The sequence below is a fragment of the Micromonospora humidisoli genome (assembly GCF_016900955.1).
Lineage (GTDB): Bacteria > Actinomycetota > Actinomycetes > Mycobacteriales > Micromonosporaceae > Micromonospora > Micromonospora wenchangensis.
Window position 1 is genome coordinate 15,648 of sequence record NZ_JAFEUO010000001.1, and the last position, 18,134, is coordinate 33,781.

At 72.5% G+C, this 18,134-nt stretch carries 14 protein-coding genes; 12 read left to right on the forward strand and 2 right to left on the reverse strand.

Annotated features, from left to right (window positions below):
• Positions 1-15 precede the first annotated feature (15 nt).
• The 9 genes from JQN84_RS00075 (at position 16) to JQN84_RS00115 (ending at position 11,076) form a co-directional block, all read left to right on the forward strand.
• Positions 16-1,875 (forward strand): glycoside hydrolase family 13 protein, encoded by a 1,860-nt coding sequence (locus JQN84_RS00075; RefSeq protein ID WP_204956375.1) that lies wholly within the window; start codon positions 16-18, stop codon positions 1,873-1,875.
• Positions 1,876-1,994: 119 nt separating this feature from the next.
• On the forward strand, positions 1,995-2,336 hold the full coding sequence (locus JQN84_RS00080) for a hypothetical protein (protein WP_204956376.1): 342 nt from the start codon (positions 1,995-1,997) through the stop codon (positions 2,334-2,336).
• A 262-nt stretch (positions 2,337-2,598) separates the two neighbouring features.
• Positions 2,599-3,669 (forward strand): BMP family lipoprotein, encoded by a 1,071-nt coding sequence (locus JQN84_RS00085; RefSeq protein ID WP_204957245.1) that lies wholly within the window; start codon positions 2,599-2,601, stop codon positions 3,667-3,669.
• 257 nt (positions 3,670-3,926) lie between these two features.
• Positions 3,927-5,474 (forward strand): ABC transporter ATP-binding protein, encoded by a 1,548-nt coding sequence (locus JQN84_RS00090; RefSeq protein WP_307821018.1) that lies wholly within the window; start codon positions 3,927-3,929, stop codon positions 5,472-5,474.
• Positions 5,471-6,796, forward strand: coding sequence for an ABC transporter permease (locus tag JQN84_RS00095; RefSeq protein ID WP_204956377.1), 1,326 nt, complete (start codon positions 5,471-5,473; stop codon positions 6,794-6,796). Before JQN84_RS00090 ends, JQN84_RS00095 begins: the two co-directional genes overlap by 4 nt.
• 3 nt (positions 6,797-6,799) lie before the next feature.
• Positions 6,800-8,080: an ABC transporter permease gene (locus JQN84_RS00100; RefSeq protein ID WP_204956378.1), complete on the forward strand. Its 1,281-nt coding sequence runs from the start codon at positions 6,800-6,802 to the stop codon at positions 8,078-8,080.
• 148 nt (positions 8,081-8,228) lie between these two features.
• Positions 8,229-8,939, forward strand: a complete 711-nt coding sequence (locus JQN84_RS00105; RefSeq protein ID WP_204956379.1) for a cytidine deaminase — start codon at positions 8,229-8,231, stop codon at positions 8,937-8,939.
• Positions 8,940-8,991: 52 nt separating this feature from the next.
• Positions 8,992-10,272, forward strand: a complete 1,281-nt coding sequence (locus JQN84_RS00110; protein ID WP_204956380.1) for a thymidine phosphorylase — start codon at positions 8,992-8,994, stop codon at positions 10,270-10,272.
• A 123-nt stretch (positions 10,273-10,395) separates the two neighbouring features.
• Positions 10,396-11,076, forward strand: coding sequence for a DUF4272 domain-containing protein (locus JQN84_RS00115; protein WP_204956381.1), 681 nt, complete (start codon positions 10,396-10,398; stop codon positions 11,074-11,076).
• 27 nt (positions 11,077-11,103) lie between these two features.
• Here the strand turns inward: JQN84_RS00115 and JQN84_RS00120 are convergent, their stop codons facing one another.
• Positions 11,104-12,075, reverse strand: coding sequence for a putative RNA methyltransferase (locus tag JQN84_RS00120; protein ID WP_372445907.1), 972 nt, complete (start codon positions 12,073-12,075; stop codon positions 11,104-11,106).
• Positions 12,076-12,200: 125 nt separating this feature from the next.
• Between JQN84_RS00120 and JQN84_RS00125 the strand changes: the two genes are divergently transcribed.
• Positions 12,201-13,277: an adenosine deaminase gene (locus JQN84_RS00125; RefSeq protein WP_204956383.1), complete on the forward strand. Its 1,077-nt coding sequence runs from the start codon at positions 12,201-12,203 to the stop codon at positions 13,275-13,277.
• A 1-nt stretch (position 13,278) separates the two neighbouring features.
• Here JQN84_RS00125 and JQN84_RS00130 read toward each other — a convergent pair whose 3' ends face one another.
• Positions 13,279-13,797 carry an ATP-binding protein gene (locus JQN84_RS00130; RefSeq protein WP_307820919.1) on the reverse strand — a complete coding sequence of 173 codons (519 nt, stop codon included), beginning with the start codon at positions 13,795-13,797 and terminating at the stop codon, positions 13,279-13,281.
• Positions 13,798-14,074: 277 nt separating this feature from the next.
• Here JQN84_RS00130 and JQN84_RS00135 point away from each other — a divergent pair, with 277 nt between their 5' ends.
• Positions 14,075-17,704, forward strand: a complete 3,630-nt coding sequence (locus tag JQN84_RS00135; RefSeq protein ID WP_204956385.1) for a nitrate- and nitrite sensing domain-containing protein — start codon at positions 14,075-14,077, stop codon at positions 17,702-17,704.
• Positions 17,701-18,105: a roadblock/LC7 domain-containing protein gene (locus JQN84_RS00140; RefSeq protein WP_204956386.1), complete on the forward strand. Its 405-nt coding sequence runs from the start codon at positions 17,701-17,703 to the stop codon at positions 18,103-18,105. Before JQN84_RS00135 ends, JQN84_RS00140 begins: the two co-directional genes overlap by 4 nt.
• The last annotated feature ends 29 nt before the right edge of the window (positions 18,106-18,134 follow it).

Consider the following 18,134-nt stretch of genomic DNA (forward strand, 5'->3'; position numbering starts at 1 on the left):
TCGAAAGGCCACGCCATGTCCCTGTCGCCGCACCACGACGGCTCGGCGCTGTACGTGCCCGAGCAGGAACCCGTCCTCGGTCAGCGGGTGCCGGTGTTCGTCCGGGTGCCCGAGGGCGTCGACGTCCGGCAGGTGCACGTCCGGACCACGGGCGACGGTGAGCCGCGCTTCGTCGCGGCCACCGTCGACCGTCGGGACGGTCACGACGTGTGGTGGCGGGCCGACGTCGAGGTCCGCAACCCGGTCAGCAACTACCGGTTCATGCTGACCGGGGCGACCGGCGGCTACCGCTGGCTCAACGCCGCCGGCCAGGTCGACCACGACGTGCCCGACCACGGCGACTTCAAGCTGGTCAGCCACGCGCCGCCGCCGGCCTGGGCCCGGGACGCGCTGATCTACCAGATCTTCCCCGACCGGTTCGCCCGCTCCGCCGCCGCCGACGGGCGCACCCCGCCGGACTGGGCGGTCCCCTGCGACTGGGACACCCCGGTCGTCGGGTACGGCCCGCAGGCCCCACGCCAGTTCTACGGTGGCGACCTCGACGGCATCACCGAACGCCTCGACCACCTGGACCGGCTCGGCGTCAACACCGTCTACCTGACGCCGATCTTCCCGGCCCGCTCCAACCACCGCTACGACGCCGCCGGCTTCGACACCGTCGACCCGCTGCTCGGTGGGGACGCGGCACTGGTCCGGCTGGCCGACGCCGTCCGGGCCCGGGGCTGGCGGCTGATCGGCGACATCACCAGCAACCACACCGGCGACGCGCACGGGTGGTTCACCCGCGCCCTGGCCGACGCCGACGCCCCCGAGCGGGAGCTGTACTACTTCGACGTGCCCACCGGCGGCGGGGAGCCGACCTACGAGTCGTGGAACGGGGTGCGGTCGCTGCCGAAGCTGAACTGGGGCAGCGCCGAACTGCGCCGCCGCTTCGCCACCGACCCGGACTCGCTGCTGCGCCGCTGGCTGCGCCCGCCGTACGGGCTGGACGGCTGGCGGGTCGACGTGGCCAACATGACCGGCCGGCGGGGCGCGGACGCGTACACCCACGAGGTGGCGCGGCTGCTGCGCGAGGTGGTCACGCAGACCCGCGCCGACGGGCTGCTGCTCGCCGAGCACGGTCACGACCACACCGGTGACCTGGACCGCGACGGCTGGCACGGCACGATGAACTACGTCGGCTTCACCGACCCGGTCTGGTCCTGGCTGCGCACCGGTCCCGGGGATGCCGGGGGCGGCGAGCCGGTGCCGAACTTCCTCGGCACCCCGGGCGGGGTGCGGCGGCGGGACGCGCACGCGGTGCTCGCCACCATGGACAGCTTCCGGTCGCTGATCTCCTGGCGGTCGTACACCCATTCGTGGCAGCTGCTCGGCTCGCACGACTCGGCCCGCATCCGCACCGTGGTCGGGGACGCCGCCCGGCAGGAGGTGGCCGCCGGGCTGCTCGCCACCCTGCCCGGCACCCCGGTCGTCTTCGCCGGTGACGAGTGGGGCCTGACCGGCGGCAACGGCGAGTCCTCGCGTACCCCGATGCCGTGGCACCGGCCGCAGCGACGCGATGCCGGCACCTTCGCCGCCTACCGGGCGTTGCTGGCGCTGCGCCGGGACACCCCGGAGCTGCGGCACGGTGGCCTGCGCTGGGTGTACGCCGACGCCGACACGCTGGTCTTCCTGCGCGAGGCGACCACCGGCGCGGTGCTGGTGCTGGCCCGGCGGGCGGCCGGCCCGCCGGTCCGGCTGGCCGGCCTGCCGACCACCGTTCCGGGCTCGGCGGGGGAGAACCTCCACGGGGGCGCCCCGGCGCTGCGGCCCGCCGCCGACGGCGGGGTGACCCTGCCGGGTGACGGCCCGACCTTCCAGGTCTGGCGGCTCTGACGGCGGCCCTGCGCCCGGCGGCCCGGGACGCCGGGTGGCGCAAGCGGCGAGATCACGGATTGAACTCAGCCGGCGGGGCAACTACTACAAAGTGTCGTTGATGGGGGAGGATGGCCGGCGTGGAAGCTCTCCGACTGGTCCTTCTCTACGTCCATCTGATCGGGTTCGCGCTGCTGCTCGGCGGTGCCGTCGCCCAGTACCTCAGCGGCCGGCTGCGGATCAACCCGGCCATGCTCTGGGGCTCGGTGATCCAGTTGTTGACCGGTGTGGGCCTGTCCGCGCCGCTGCGCGACGGCGACGAGCCGGCCCCCGCGAAGCTTGTTACCAAGTTGGTGCTGGCCCTGCTCATCTTCGTCATGGTCTTCTTCTCCCGGAAGCGGGCGCAGGTGGCCCGGGGTCACTTCCTGGCGATCGTCGGGTTGACCCTGGTCACGGCGGCTGTGGCGGTGTTCTGGCGGTAGCCGGCGGAGGCCGCCGGAAACGGATGTTCGTGACACCGGACCGGTCGGCACTGGCACGCTGAGTGATGTGCCCCACGCCAGGGTTACGCCGGGATAACGAGCGTTCAACAGTCGTGCACGATTGGCGGCCGGTGGGTGGACGTGGGGCTACGCTCCCGTCCGTAACGTGGGATGCCGGCAGCACAACGCTGGTCGGTTCAAGGGCTGCCACCGCACGAGGCGGTGAGCAATGGAAGGAGACGTCTTGCGCTCTGTGCGTGGGATGCGGATCGCCTCTGCCATCGCGGCGGGTGGGCTCGTGCTGGGTGCTGCCGCGTGTGGTGAGGCCCCGGACGACGACAACAACGCCGGTGGCAGCGGCGACAAGAAGTACAGCGCCTGCATGGTGACCGACGTCGGCGGCATCGACGACAAGTCGTTCAACACCTCCGCCTGGAAGGGCCTGGAGGAGGCCAAGAAGGCCAACGACAACATCGACATCAAGTACGTCGCGTCGAAGGCCGAGGCGGACTACGAGGTCAACCTGACCGGGTACGTCAACCAGAAGTGCGACTTCATCCTGGCCGTCGGTGGCCTGATGTCGGACGCCACCAAGAAGATCGCCGAGGCCAACCCGAACCAGCAGTTCGGCATCGTCGACGCGAACCCGGGCACGGCGAACATCTACCCGATGCAGTTCGACACCGCCCAGGCCGCCTTCCAGGCCGGCTACCTGGCTGCCGGGATGAGCAAGAGCGGCAAGGTCGGCACCTACGGCGGTCTGCCGATCCCGCCGGTGACCATCTTCATGGACGGTTTCGCCGACGGCGTGGCGCACTACAACAAGACCAAGAGCAAGAACGTCCAGGTGCTGGGCTGGGACAAGGCGACCCAGAAGGGTTCCTTCACCAACGACTTCGCCAAGCAGGACGAGGGCAAGAAGGTCTCCGACGCGCTGGTCGCCCAGGGCGCGGACATCGTCATGCCGGTCGCCGGTGGCGCGGGCCTCGGCACCACCGCCGCGGCGAAGGCGTCGGGCGGCAAGTACTCGGTCGTCTGGGTCGACGTCGACGGCTGCGAGAGCACCCCGGACTGCGCGGCGCTGCTGACCACCGTGGTCAAGAACATCCCGGACGCCGTCAAGGACGCCGTGCTCAAGGCCGCCGGTGGCGAGAAGCTCGCCGCCACCCCGGGCTTCGTCGGCAACCTCGCCAACAACGGCGTGTCGATCGCCCCGTACCACGACTTCGACAGCAAGGTCCCGGCGGACCTCAAGGCCGAGGTCGAGAAGATCAAGGCGGACATCGCCGCCGGCACCATCACGGTCACCTCGAAGGCCCAGCCGACCAAGTGACCGCCGCGCCGGCCGCCGCGATGGGATCATCGGCAGCGGAGGCCGGCGGGCACCAGGCATGACGACCGGCCGTCCGGGCGTTCGTGGGCAACCCACGGGCGTCGGGGCGGCCGGTCCGCGCACCGGTCGGCCGGCACCCCGGTGACCGGTCGACCGGCAGCTAGGCTGCACCATCGCTCGCACTCCAGGAGGTTGCGCTGAGACTCGAACTGCGCGGCATCACCAAGCGGTTCGGTGATCTGGTCGCCAACGATCACATCGACCTGACGGTGGAGCCTGGAGAGATCCACGCCCTGCTCGGCGAGAACGGTGCGGGCAAGTCGACCCTGATGAACGTGCTCTACGGGCTCTACCAGCCCGACGGGGGCGAGATCCTGGTCGACGGAAAGCCGCTGAAGCTCAAGGGCCCCTCGGACGCGATCCGGGCCGGGATCGGCATGGTGCACCAGCACTTCATGCTGGTGCCGGTCTTCACCGTCGCCGAGAACATCATGCTCGGCGCGGAGCAGGTCCGGGGCGGCATCGTCGGCTTCCTCGACCGGCGGCGGGCCCGCCGCGAGGTGGCCGAGGTCTCCGCGCGGTACAACCTGCGGGTCGACCCGGACGCGGTGATCGAGGACCTGCCGGTCGGCATCCAGCAGCGGGTCGAGATCGTCAAGGCGCTCACCCGCGACGTCGACCTGCTGATCCTCGACGAGCCGACCGCCGTGCTCACCCCGCAGGAGACCGAGGAACTGCTCACGGTCATGCGGTCGCTCAAGGCGGCCGGCAAGTCGATCGTCTTCATCACCCACAAGCTCGGCGAGGTCAAGGCCATCGCCGACCGGATCACCGTGATCCGGCGCGGCCGGACCGTCGGCACCGCCTCCCCCGAGGCGAGCCGGGACGAGTTGGCCGCGCTGATGGTCGGCCGCAACGTCCGGCTCACCGTCGACAAGCAGCCCGCCACCCCGGGCCGGCCGATCCTGGAGGTCGCCGGCCTGGTCGTCGACGACGACCGGCAGATCCGCGCGGTGGACGGCGTCGACCTGACCGTACGCGCCGGTGAGGTGCTCGGCGTGGCCGGCGTGCAGGGCAACGGGCAGACCGAGCTGATCGAGGCGATCATGGGGCTGCGCCCGACGCTCGCCGGCACGGTGACCCTCGACGGCGAGTCGATCCACGGCTGGTCCACCAAGAAGGTGCTCCGCGCCGGGGTCGGCTACGTACCCGAGGACCGCAGCGTCGACGGCCTGGTCAAGGAGTTCAGCGTCGCCGAGAACCTGGTCCTCGACATCTACGACCGGCCGCCGTTCGGCAGGGGCCTGGCGCTGCGGCCGGACGCGATCGCCGCCTCGGCGAAGGAGCGGATCGAGCAGTTCGACGTGCGTACCCCGTCGGCGGACGCGGCGGTCGGCACCCTGTCCGGCGGTAACCAGCAGAAGGTGATCGTGGCCCGGGAGCTGTCCCGGCCGCTGAAGCTCCTCATCGCCGCCCAGCCCACCCGGGGCGTGGACGTCGGCTCGATCGAGTTCATCCACAGCCGGGTCATTCGCGAGCGCGACGTCGGCACCGCCGTCATGGTCGTCTCCAGCGAGTTGGACGAGGTGATCGGCCTCGCCGACCGGATCGCGGTGATGTACCGGGGACGGATCATCGGCATCGTCGGCCCGGACACCCCGCGCGAGGAAATCGGCCTGCTGATGGCCGGCATCACCCCCGACGCCCCCGCGACGGCCCCGACCGACGGCGCGGTCACCCCGGGCGGTACGGCCGGCGGCGTGGCACCGGCCCCCGAGAGCCCTGGTAACGAGGACGAGGCATGAGCAACCCCAACCCGGTGTCCGGTTCCCCGGACAAGGAACCGGCGACCGAGGCGGAGCTGGCCCTGACCGGCAGGGCCGACCGGATCGTCGAGACGACCTCGCCCAAGCAGCCCGCGCCGGGGCCCCGGCCCACTCTGGGCCGGCTGTTCCTGGACAACCTGTGGGCCGCTAACACGGTGACCGTGACCGTGCTGGCCCTGGTGCTGGCGATGCTGGTCGGCGCGGTCCTGATCATCGTGTCGGACCCGGACGTGCTGGCCACCTACGGCTACATCACCGCCCGCCCGACCGACGCCCTCGACGCCAGCTGGACGGTGGTCAGCGAGGCGTACGCCAACCTGTTCAAGGGGGCGGTCTTCGACCCGGAGGCGTCCGGTTTCACCGCCGCGTTGAGCCCGATCTCGGAGACCCTCACCTACACCGCGCCGTTGGTGTTCACCGGTCTGTCGGTGGCGCTCGCCTTCCGGGGCGGCCTGTTCAACATCGGTGCCCAGGGGCAGGCGACGATCGGCGTGGTCCTGGCCGCGGTGGCCGGCTTCGCGTTGCCGCTGCCGCCGGTGGTGCACCTGGTCGTCGCGTTGATCGCCGGTGCGGTCGGCGGTGCGGTCTGGGGTTTCGTCCCCGGCATCCTCAAGGCCCGGACCGGCGCCCACGAGGTGATCAACACGATCATGCTCAACTACGTCGCCGTCTACTTCCTGTCGTGGATCATCGTTCAGAACGGGGTGCAGAACCCGGACCGGGCGGACGCGATCAGCCGTCCGGTCGACTCCTCGGCCGCGTTGCCCCGGCTGCTCGGCGACAACCTGCGGGTGCACGCCGGCATCCTGCTCGCGGTGCTCGCCACCTGGGCCATCGCCTGGCTGCTCAACCGGTCGACGCTCGGCTTCGAGCTGCGGGCCGTCGGGGCCAGCCCGGACGCGGCGCGGACCGCCGGCATCAGCGTCACCAAGACTTACGTGCTGGTGATGGTGATCGCCGGGATGCTCGCCGGCCTCGGCGGCAGCCAGATGGTGCTGGGTTCCACCGCGAACGCGCTGACCCCGCTGGTGATCGCGCAGATCGGCTTCGACGGCATCCTGGTGGCGCTGCTCGGCCGGGTGAAGCCGTGGGGCGTGCTGCTGGCCGCGCTGCTGTTCGGCGCGCTCCAGGCCGGCGGCAACCGGATGCAGTCGTACTCCGGCATCTCGCTGGAGCTGGTCACCGTGCTCCAGGCGCTGATCGTCATCTTCATCGCCGCGCCGGCCCTGGTGAAGGCGGTCTTCCAGCTCCGGGCCGCCCGTGCCGCCCGGTTGCAGACGAGCCTCGCGAAGGGCTGGTGAGGCATGTCCACCACCGCTGTTCCCGACGTCGCCGTGGCCGCGGTCGACGAGGGTTTCTGGACCCGCCCCCGTAAGGTCGGCCTGGTCCTGCTGGCGCTGGGCGTGCTCGCCACCGTGCTGTTCGGGGCGTTGGCCACCGGCCAACAGGCCCGGTTCACCCTCAGCGAGACCGAGGGCGGCGCGGCGCTGGAGATCCAGGGCACCTTCGGCGCGATCCTGTTCGGGGTCGTCGCCGCCGCAGCCGGCGGCGCGCTGCTGGCCGGGGTCCCGAAGCGCTGGTTCACCCTGGTCCTCGGGGTGGGGCTGGTCGGCTTCGTGCTGAGCTTCCTGTGCTGGCAGGTCTCCGCCGCCCCCGAGGGCCGCAACTTCATGCCGATGGTCAACATCGTCCGGGGCACGTTCGTCCTGGCCCTGCCGCTGATCTTCGGTGCGCTGGCCGGGGTGCTCTGTGAGCGGTCCGGCGTGGTCAACGTCGCCATCGAGGGGCAGTTGCTGATGGGCGCGTTCAGCGGCGCGCTGTTCGGCAGCCTCAGCGGCAACGTCTGGGTCGGCCTGGTGGCGGCGGCGGTGGGTGGCGCGTTCATCTCGCTGCTGCTCGCCGTCTTCGCCATCCGCTACCTGGTCGACCAGGTCGTGATGGGGGTGGTGCTCAACCTGCTGGCGGTCGGCGTCACCGGCTTCCTCTACGAGCGGCTGATGCAGACCGACGCGGACAGGTACAACAGCGCGCCGCGCTTCGGCAACTGGGAGATCCCGCTGCTGAAGGACATCCCGTTGTTCGGTCCGGCGCTGTTCCGGGGCAACATCTTCCTCTATCTCGGCCTGCTGCTGGTGCTGGTCATCCACCTCGCGCTGTTCCGTACTCGGTGGGGTCTGCGGACCCGGTCGGTGGGTGAGCACCCGACCGCCGCCGACACCCTCGGGGTCAAGGTGCTGAGCCTGCGGTACCGCAACGTGCTGCTGGCCGGCGTGGTGGCCGGCATCGGCGGTGCGTCGTACACGCTGGCGCTCTACAGCTTCACCAAGAACATGATCGGCGGTAAGGGCTTCATCGCGCTGGCCGCGTTGATCTTCGGCCGGTGGAGCCCGACCGGCGCGCTGCTCGCCGCGCTGTTCTTCGGCTTCGCCGACCAGCTCGCCACCTACCTCGGGGCGATCGGCAGCAGCATCCCCAACCAGTTCCTGGCGATGCTGCCCTACCTGGCGACCATCCTGGCGGTGGCCGGGCTGGTCGGTCGGGTCCGGGCGCCCGCCGCCGACGGCAAGCCGTACGTCAAGGGCTGAACGACGACCCGGCGCGGGCCCGGCGGGGGAGCTCCCCCGCCGGGCCCGCGCCGTTCGGCGACGCCGTCCGGGTACGGTCCACAGCCGGCGGCCGGCTGACCGGCACCCTTCCCGCACCCGGGCGGGGTGACCTGGGCAGAATGGAAGGATGAGCGAGATCGACTGGGAGCGCCTGCGGGCCGCCGCGACCGAGGTCATGCGGCACGCCTACGTGCCGTACTCGCAGTTCCCGGTCGGCGCGGCGGCGCTGGTCGACGACGGCCGGGTGGTGGTCGGCTGCAACGTGGAGAACGCCGGCTACGGGGTGACCCTGTGCGCCGAGTGCGGTGTGGTCTCGGCGCTGCACGCCACCGGTGGTGGCCGGCTGGTCGCGATGTCCTGCGTCGACGCCACCGGGGAGCCGTTGATGCCGTGCGGCAGGTGCCGGCAACTGCTCTGGGAGAACGGCGGCCCGGAGTGCCTGGTCGAGTCGAGGACCGGTCCGCTGCGGATGGCGGAGCTGCTGCCGCACGCCTTCGACGTGGCCGACATCGAGGCGGTCGTGGGCGAGAGCCCGGTGCCGGTGGTGCCGGACCGGTTGGCCGCCTGGCGGGGGCGGGGCACCGTCTTCGTGCACCCGGACCTCTCCGCCGGGCAGCAGATCTGGACGGCGTACTGGGAACGGTCGGCCGGCGACAGCGACGAGGCCGGGCCCGGGGTGCTGGAGGAGGGCCCGAGCTGGGGCGACCCGGCGGAGGCGATCACCTGGGGGCTGGCCCGGACGCCGCGGGTCGTGGTGGTGGATGCGGAGGGCACCATCTTCTGGGCCGGCGAGGGCGAACCGCCGCTGGAGATCCCGGCCCGCTGGGCCGCCTCCTGACCCGTCCGGCCCTCGTGCCGGTTACTGCAACGACTTCAGAGGGAACTCAACGGTGAGTGCTTTTACCGCGGTCGACGTCATCCGGGCCAAGCGGGACGGGGGTGTGCTCAGCGACGGCCAGATCGACTGGGTGGTCGACGCGTACACCAGGGGGCTGGTGGCCGACGAGCAGATGTCGGCGCTGGCCATGGCGATCCTGCTGCGCGGCATGTCGGTTCCGGAGATCGCCAGGTGGACCGCCGCGATGATCGCCAGCGGGGAACGGCTGGACCTGTCGGCGGTGGACCGGCCGACGGTCGACAAGCACTCCACCGGCGGCGTCGGCGACAAGATCACCCTGCCGCTTACGCCACTGGTCGCGGCCTGCGGCGGCGCGGTCCCGCAGCTCTCCGGCCGGGGGCTCGGGCACACCGGCGGCACCCTCGACAAGCTGGAGTCGATCCCCGGCTGGCGGGCGGCGCTGAGCAACGACGAGTTCATCGCCCAGCTCCGCGACGTGGGTGCGGTGATCTGCGCGGCCGGCGCCGCGCTCGCCCCGGCCGACCGCAAGCTGTACGCGTTGCGCGACGTCACCGGCACCGTCGAGGCGATCCCGCTGATCGCCTCGTCGATCATGAGCAAGAAGATCGCCGAGGGCACCGGGGCGCTGGTCCTCGACGTCAAGGTCGGCTCCGGCGCGTTCATGAAGAACGTGGCCGACGCCCGCGAGCTGGCCCGGACCATGGTGGCGCTCGGCGACGCCCACGGGGTACGCACGGTCGCCCTGCTCACCGACATGTCCACCCCGCTCGGCCTGACCGTCGGCAACGCGGTCGAGGTGGCCGAGTCGGTGCAGGTGCTCGCCGGCGGTGGCCCGGCCGACGTGGTGGAGCTGACCCTGGCCCTGGCCCGGGAGATGCTCGACGCGGCCGGCCTGCCCGACGCCGACCCGGCCGCCGCGCTGCGCGACGGGCGGGCGATGGACGCGTGGCGCACCATGATCCGCGCCCAGGGAGGCGACCCGGACGCCAAGCTGCCCACCGCCAACGAGGTGGAGGTGGTCCGCGCCGACACCGACGGCTTCGTCGAGTCCGTCGACGCGTACGCGATCGGGGTGGCCGCGTGGCGGCTCGGCGCGGGGCGGGCCCGCAAGGAGGACCCGGTCAGCGCCGCCGCCGGGGTGGTGCTGCACAAGCGGCCCGGCGACCCGGTCCGGGTCGGCGAACCGCTGTACGAACTGCGCGCCGACGACACCACCCGGCTGCCGGCGGCACGCGCCGAGGCGGCCCTGGCGGTCCGGGTGTCGGCCACCGCGCCGGCGACGCCGCCGCTGGTCATCGAGCGGATCGGCTGACCGCCTGCGGCACCGCCCGACGGCGGGCGGCCGGCATGGTGCCGGTCGCGACGGAACGCTATCCTCCCTGGTCAGGGGGACCGAACGGCGGTGACGCCGCGTGAGCAGACAGGGAATCCGATCGTGCTGGTAGCCGCGCCCGATCCCCGCGAGGTCCGCGAGGCGAGCCTCGACGAGTTGTCCCGGCTGCGCCTGCCCCTGCCGCCGGCCCAGTTTCCCCTGGTCTGGGAGCCGGGCGACGAGATCGAACTGCGACCCACCGGGGAGATCGAGGCGCGCATCGCGGTGCTGCACCTGATCCTGGCCCGGTGCTTCGGGATGCCCGCGCAGACGGCGATGAGCTGGCTGCTCGAATCCCACCTGGTCGACATGGTCACCCCGCCCGAGTGGCAGTTCGTGGTGGGCGGCAAGGGTGACCACCGCTCGTTCGTCCTGCACCACGACGCGCTGTTCTCACTGTCCTGGGTGCTGGGCCTGAGCAAGCAGCTCGACCCGACCGTCCCGGTGGACGAACGGCTGGTGGAGCGGATGCCGTACCTGGCCGGTGGGGAGACCTTCGGCCAGTGGCAGGCCCGCATCCTGGCCGCCCCGCAACACCCGGCGGACGCCGCCGCCCTGCTCGACCTGCACTACTGCCTCGACTGGGCGTACCTGGAGGTGGAGAAGTCGGGGCACCGACTGCCCGGCCTGGTGGACGCGAACGCGATCGGCCAGCGCCGGTGGGCGTTGGAGTGGGCGGTGGTGCTGCGCGGCCCCTACCACGACGAGCCGCCCGGCTGGGAAGAGGTCGACCTCTCCACCTGAGCCGGTGGACCGTCAGGCCCCCGTGGGTCAGCGGGGACGCCAGGTGGTCAGGCGTACCGACGCGGTCACGGCGACCGGGGTGGGCAGCGCGTCGATCGCCGCGGCGAGCCGCGCCGGGTCGGTGTGCCAGGCACTCGGCCCCATCCCGACCAGGGTGCCGACGTCGGCCCGGCCGAGGCTGAGCCGGGCGGTGTGCACGGCGGTGTGCGCCGGGGTGAACCGCCCGGCGAGGCTGTCGGCGACCCGGTCGGCCTTGGCCGGGTCGACCCGCAGCAACCCGAGCACGTCGACCAGTTCGGCGAGGTGGGCGTCGGTGGGGGTGACCACCAGCAGCACCCCGGCCGGGTGCAGCACCCGGTGGAACTCGTCGCCGTTGCGCGGGGCGAAGACGTCGAGCAGCACGGCGACCGACCGGTCGGCCAGCGGCAACCGCTGCCAGGTGTCGGCGAGCGCGGCGGCGGCGCGCGGGTGGGCGCGGGCCGCGCGGCGCAGCGCCGGTTTGGCGACGTCCAGGGCCAGGCCGACGGTGTCGGGCCACGCCGAAAGCACCGCCGCGAGGTGCCGGCCGGTGCCCGCCCCGGCCTCCACCACCAGCGGGTACGCCCCGAAGCCCGCCCGCTCCGCCCGCCCGCCCACCTCGGCCGGTCCGTTCGCCTCGGCCGGGCCGGTCGGTGCTGGCTGTGGGTTCGCCGCTACCGGTCCCGGCGGGCCGGCCGGTCCGTTCGCTTCGGCCGGGCCGGTCGGTGTCGCCAGGGCGGATGCCGCCGCCTCGGCCAGGGCTGACGAGATCACGTCGTAGTGTCCGGCGGCCAGGAAGTCGGCCCGGGCGGCGACCATGTCGGCGGTGTCACCGACGTGCGGGGCGCGGCCGGCGAGCAGTGTGACGTACCCCTGGCGGGCCAGGTCGAAGCTGTGCCGGCGGGGGCAGCGCAGGGCGCGGGTGTCGGTGGCGGCGGCCAGCGGCTGGGCGCAGACCGGGCAGCGCAGCCGGGCGACGATCTGCGGATGCGTCGCGTCGACGGGCTGCTCGAACGGGTGCGGCGCGGTCACCCGCAGCAGCCTACGGCGCGCGCCGCGCGCGAGCCTGATCGCGGGCGGGCGCGGGGCGTGACTAGGGTCGGGGGATGGTCGCAATCCGATACGAGGACATCGTCAAGGTCCCGAAGGCACTGCTGCACGATCACCTCGACGGCGGCCTGCGGCCGGCGACGGTCGTCGAGCTGGCCGCCGAGGTGGGGCACGAGCTGCCGAGTACCGATCCCGACGCGCTCGGCCGGTGGTTCGCGGAGGCGGCGCACTCCGGTTCGCTGGAGCGTTACCTGGAGACGTTCGCGCACACCGTCGCGGTCATGCAGACCGCCCCGGCGTTGCGTCGGGTGGCCCGGGAGTGCGCGCTCGACCTGGCCGCCGACGGCGTGGTGTACGCCGAGGTCCGGTTCGCCCCCGAGCAGCACCTGGAGCAGAACCTCACCCTGGACGAGGTGGTCGAGGCGGTCGTCGCCGGTTTCGTCGAGGGCAGCGCCGAGGCCGCCGCAGCGGGCACCCCGATCCGGGTCGGCACCCTGCTCACCGCGATGCGGCACGCCGCCAGGTCGCAGGAGATCGCCGAGTTGGCCGTCCGGCACCGGGACGCCGGGGTGGTCGGCTTCGACATCGCCGGTGCCGAGGCGGGGTTCCCGCCCACCCGGCACCTGGACGCCTTCGAGTACCTCCAGCGGGAGAACTTCCACTTCACCATCCACGCCGGCGAGGCGTTCGGGCTGCCGTCGATCTGGCAGGCGATCCAGTGGTGCGGGGCGGACCGGCTCGGCCACGGGGTGCGGATCGTGGACGACATCACCCCGGGCCCGGTGCCGACGCTCGGCCGACTGGCGGCGTACGTGCGGGACAAGCGCATCCCGCTGGAGCTGTGCCCGTCGTCGAACGTGCAGACCGGGGCGGTGGCGTCGATCGCCGAACACCCGATCGGGCTGCTGCGCGAGCTGCGGTTCCGGGTCACGGTGAACACCGACAACCGGCTGATGAGCGGCACCTCGATGTCGCGTGAGATGGCGCTGCTGGTGGAGAACTTCGGCTACGGCTGGCAGGAGCTCCAGTGGTTCACGGTCAACGCGATGAAGAGCGCCTTCATCCCGTTCGACGAGCGGTTGGCGATCATCGACGAGGTGATCAAGCCGGCGTACGCGAAGCTGATCGGCTGACTCAGCGGTGCGGGTGGCCGGCGACCAGGTCGGCCACCCGGCGCAGGAACTCCCGGGCGTGGGCCGCCTCGGCACCGAGGCCGGTCTGCCGCCGCAGCACCGCCGGTTCGGCGCGCAGCAGCGCCAGCCCGCGCCGGATCAGCACCTTCGGCGCCTTGCGCTGCTCGGACAGGTCCCGGGCCAGCCGCCGGACGAAGGTCGCCCCACGCGGCCGGCGCAGCGCGTACGCCCCGGCGAGCAGTCCCCGGCGGCGGCATTCCGCGACGATCTCGGCGGCGAAAATCCCTTCGGCGATGAAGAGTGGCGATCCGGTCACCTCGAATGGCCGGGTGGCCACCCGTCGATCCGCACCGATCGCATAGACCGGCACATCGGCCCGGCCCTGCTGGGCCAGTCGGACAATTGTCTCCACCGCCGTTCCCGCGTCCCACGACTCGGGCGCGTCCCAGTCGACCAGTCCGTTCTGTCGCGGCAACGTAGGGTCATCGCCGTTCTTGTAGAAGTCGTCCAGGCAGAGCACGGGAAGGCCGGTTCGTTGCGCTATGTACGACTTTCCGGACCCGGAGGGGCCGGCGAGGAGGACGACGCGGTGGCGATATTCCATTACTTTGGGTGACTCCGGAAAGACGGATTGCGATCAAATTGCATCAACATCTCATCACACCTCCGGCGACCGACAACCTGGGCTTTCTCTTTCAGGGGAGGCGTGATGGAATCTCGGAGGTCCGACCCGCCGGGTCGGCCGCTGGGCGTTGCCCGTGGCAACGCGGAGACGCTGTAATCGCGAGGGCGGTGACGTGAGCAAACGGCCAACGACGGCGAACTCCTTCCTGTCGCGTCTGCGTCGGCCGGCCGGCCGGCTCCGCGACATGCCGATCTGGTCCAAGCTCGGGCTGATCATGATCGTGCCGACCATCGCCACGGTCGTCGTGGGCACCAGCGGGCTGGTGGACCACCTGCAGACGCTCAACAACGCCAACCGGGCAGGTGACCTGGCCAACCTGGTGGGTTACTCCGGCGACCTCGTCAACACCCTCCAGGACGAGCGCACCAACGCCGTTCTGCTGCTCGGCTCGCCGAAGGGGCAGGCCCGAGCCCAATACCAGGAGGCGTACAACCGGGTCAACCAGCGGGTCGACCAGTCCAAGGTGCCGTACTCGCAGCAGCGTGCCGAGATCGAGGGCCTGCCGGCCACCCTGGAGACGCAGCTCGACCGGATCGACAGCGACCTGACCGAGATGCCAGGCATCCGCAGCCAGGTCTACAACGGCAAGCTGCGGCTCAGCGAGGCGGTCAGCCGGTACACCGGCCTGATCAACAATCTGATCACCATCCGCGACTCGGCCACCCAGCTCGCCGGCGACAACGACCTCAGCGACCAGATGCGCGCCGCCGCCGCGATGGCCCGCGCCAAGGAGTACGCCTCCGTCCGCCGGATCGCGGTGCACCAGGTGCTGCTCCAGAAGGCGTACACCCCGGCCCTGCGTGAGCTGTACATCTCCAGCAACACCGGTGAGCAGCAGGCCCTGCAGAGCTTCCAGGCCGTGGCGAGCCGCGCCGAGCGCGAGTTCCAGGACCAGACCGTCTCCGGCTCCGACCGGCGGCAGGCCGACATCTACGCCGGCCAGGTCAGCGCGCTCAACAGCGACAAGCTCGACGGCATCACCTTCAGCACCGACCAGTGGGACGCGGCCATGGTCGCGTACGCCCAGCTCAACCGGGCCGTCGAGGTACGCCTCGACAGCGACGTGGTGGCCAAGGCCGACGAGCTGCGCTCCGACGTGCAACGTCAGGTCTTCCTGGAGACCGGCCTGCTGCTGAGCATGCTGCTGCTGGCGATCCTCTTCGCCTACCTGGTCGCCAGGTCGATGGCCCGCTCCCTGCGCGAGCTACGTCAGGGCGCCCTGTCCATCGCCCAGTTCGGCCTGCCGCAGGCGGTGGCCCGGCTGCGGGACCCGCAGTTCACCGGGCAGCAGTCGCCGGCCCAGCTGGCCAACCAGATCGCCGAGCCGCTGCCGGTCCGCAGCCGCGACGAGTTCGGCCAGGTGACCGAGGCGTTCAACGCCGTCCACCTGGAGGCCGTCCGGACGGCCGCCGAGCAGGCCGCGCTCCGCTCCTCGGTCGCGACGATGTTCGTCAACCTCGCCCGTCGCTCGCAGATCCTGGTCGACCGGTTGATCGGCCACCTCGACCGGCTGGAGCGTGGCGAGGAGGACCCGGACCGCCTGGCCGAGCTGTTCCAGCTCGACCACCTGGCCACCCGGATGCGCCGCAACGACGAGAACCTGCTGGTCCTCGCCGGTGCCGACTCGACGCGTGTGCAGCGCGAGCCGGCCGCCCTGATCGACGTGCTGCGCGCCGCCCAGTCCGAGGTCGAGCACTACACCCGGATCGAGTTCGGGGTCATCGACCGGGACATCGAGGTCTCCGCGCACGCGGTCAACGACCTGGTGCACCTGGTCGCCGAGCTGTTCGACAACGCGACCGCGTTCTCCCCGCCGGACTCCCAGGTGATGGTCGAGGCCCGTCGGGTCGGCGACCGCGCGTCGCTCTACGTCGAGGACCGGGGCATCGGCATCAGCGCCGAGCAGCTGACCGACCTCAACGAGCGGCTCGCGACGCCGCCCCAGGTGGACGTGGCCGTCTCCCGGATGATGGGCCTGGTCGTGGTGGCCCGGCTGGCGTCCCGGCACGGCGTCAAGGTCGAGCTGCGTCCCGGCACCGACCGGGGCACCGTGGCCGAGGTCGTCCTGCCCACGTCGGTGCTGGTGCCCCGGGCGCTCAGCGGTCGGGCCCCCGGCACGCCGGGACTGCCGGCGGCCGGGCCGCAGTTCGGTGGCGCCGCTCCGGCCTTCGGCGGCTCCGGGTCCGCCCCGGCGTTCGGTGGCGCCGCGCCGGCCTTCGGTGGCTCGGGGTCCGCGCCGGCCTTCGGTGCGCTTCCCGCCCTCGGCAACGGCCAGCCGCCGGCCCCCCGACCGGGCGAGTCCGGCAACCAGGTCACCCTCGGCGGGCGGCCCTTCGACCCGGCACCGCGCAACGGTTCCGCCGCCCCCGCCAACGGCGGGCGCGGGATGCCCGCCTGGTCCGACCTCACCGGGGCCAGCGGGATCAACGGTGGCGACGGCTTCGCCCCGCGTGCCACCAACGGACAGGCGATCGACCCGCTGCCGCAGCGCCGGAGCACCGACGACCCGGACAGCACCGGCCAGCAGCCGGTCATCCCGCGCCAGCTGCCGAGCAGCCCCGAGGCCCGGCCGTACAGCTCACCGCCGGTACCGCCGGTGTCGGCACCGCCGCTGCCGCCCGCGTACCCGGTCGCGCCGGTGTCCGGCCAGCCCGTCTCGGGCCAGCCGGTCTCTGGTTACCCGGTCTCGGGCCAGCCGGTCTCGGGCCAGCCGACCTCCGGCTACCCGGTGTCGGGTCAGCCCGCACCTGGCTACCCGGTGTCGGCGTCGCCGTACGCCGGCCTGCCGGGGCCGTCCGCGCCGGTTTCCGGGCCGCCCACCGGTCCGCTGCCGTCCCGGCCCGCCTCGGGCGGGGCCGCGCCGGGCCCCGCCGCCCCGCCGGCCTGGCCGCCGGTGGCGAACCCCGAGCGGGACACGGCCACCCCGCCGGTCCCCGAGCGGCTCGCCGCCGCGCTGGACATGACCACCGAGCTGCCCCGGGTGCCGCGCGCCGAGCCGGCAGCGCCCGTCACCCGGCAGCCCGCGCCGCCGGTGCGGACCGCCCAGACCACGCCGGCCAACCGGCTGTCGGCACCGCAGCAGGCTCCCCAGCAGCGGTACGCGGACGAGACGATGGAACTGCCGATCTTCCGGGAGCTGGAGTCGGCCTGGTTCCGTACCCGCAAGCCCGGCCCCGAGGACGCGGCCGGCGCCAAGCAGGCGGCCAACGGCACGACGGCCAGCCACGCGGCCGTCGACACCGCCGGCCAGCCGGCCCAGTACACCGCACCAGGAACGACAGGTAGCGCACCGATGGCAGACACTGCGCCGGCCGGGGGCGTGCCGCGTGACAACGGGTCGACAGTGAACGGCGGCGGGTTCCCCGGTCGCGGCGACGGCCCGGCGAACCGACGTTCCGCCGCGCCGCCCGCCGGCTGGCAGACCGCTGCCGACGAGGGCTGGCGGGCGGCGGTGGCCGCGACCGAGGCACCGGTGGCCGGCACCACCCAGACCGGGCTGCCGAAGCGGACGCCGATGGCGCAGCTCGTGCCGGGGGCGATCGAGAAGCCGACCACGTCGGTGCAGCGGCGGACACCGGAAGCGGTCAGGGGTCTGCTCTCGGCCTACCATCGAGGTGTGCAACGCGGCCGGACCACCTCGGACAACCCCACCAACCCGGACGCGACTCCGGGCGGGCAGCAATCCTCGTCGTCTGGCTCCGGCCTGGCGGGCGGGAGCGGGCAGAAGGAGCAAGAAGGATGACAACTACGCAGGATCTGGGTTGGCTGCTGGCCAACTTCGCCGACCGGGTGCCGGGTGTCGCGCACGCGGTCGCGGTCTCCGCCGACGGCCTGCTCCTCGCTTCGTCGCGCGACCTGCCCCGGGACCGGGCCGACCAGCTGGCCGCGATCGCGTCCGGCCTGGTCAGCCTGACCCAGGGTGCGGCCCGCTGCTTCGAGGGCGGCGCGGTGTTGCAGACCGTCGTCGAGATGGACAACGGTTTCCTGTTCCTGATGTCCATCTCGGACGGGTCGTCGTTCGCCGTCCTGGCCGCGCGCAGCTGCGACGTCGGTCAGGTCGGGTACGAGATGGCGCTGCTGGTCGACCGGGTCGGTGACGCGCTCACACCGCAGACCCGTACGGCTGTCGGGATGATGGGCTGACCGGGCTGACCGCCTGGTCGGCACGGGAC

Bases quoted from the DNA above. Each gene is read 5' to 3' on its own strand.
- JQN84_RS00075 (WP_204956375.1), top strand. From the start codon at position 16: ATGTCCCTGTCGCCGCACCACGACGGCTCGGCGCTGTACGTGCCCGAG.
- JQN84_RS00085 (WP_204957245.1), top strand. From the start codon at position 2,599: ATGCGGATCGCCTCTGCCATCGCGGCGGGTGGGCTCGTGCTGGGTGCT.
- JQN84_RS00095 (WP_204956377.1), top strand. From the start codon at position 5,471: ATGAGCAACCCCAACCCGGTGTCCGGTTCCCCGGACAAGGAACCGGCG.
- JQN84_RS00100 (WP_204956378.1), top strand. From the start codon at position 6,800: ATGTCCACCACCGCTGTTCCCGACGTCGCCGTGGCCGCGGTCGACGAG.
- JQN84_RS00105 (WP_204956379.1), top strand. From the start codon at position 8,229: ATGAGCGAGATCGACTGGGAGCGCCTGCGGGCCGCCGCGACCGAGGTC.
- JQN84_RS00125 (WP_204956383.1), top strand. From the start codon at position 12,201: ATGGTCGCAATCCGATACGAGGACATCGTCAAGGTCCCGAAGGCACTG.
- JQN84_RS00140 (WP_204956386.1), top strand. From the start codon at position 17,701: ATGACAACTACGCAGGATCTGGGTTGGCTGCTGGCCAACTTCGCCGAC.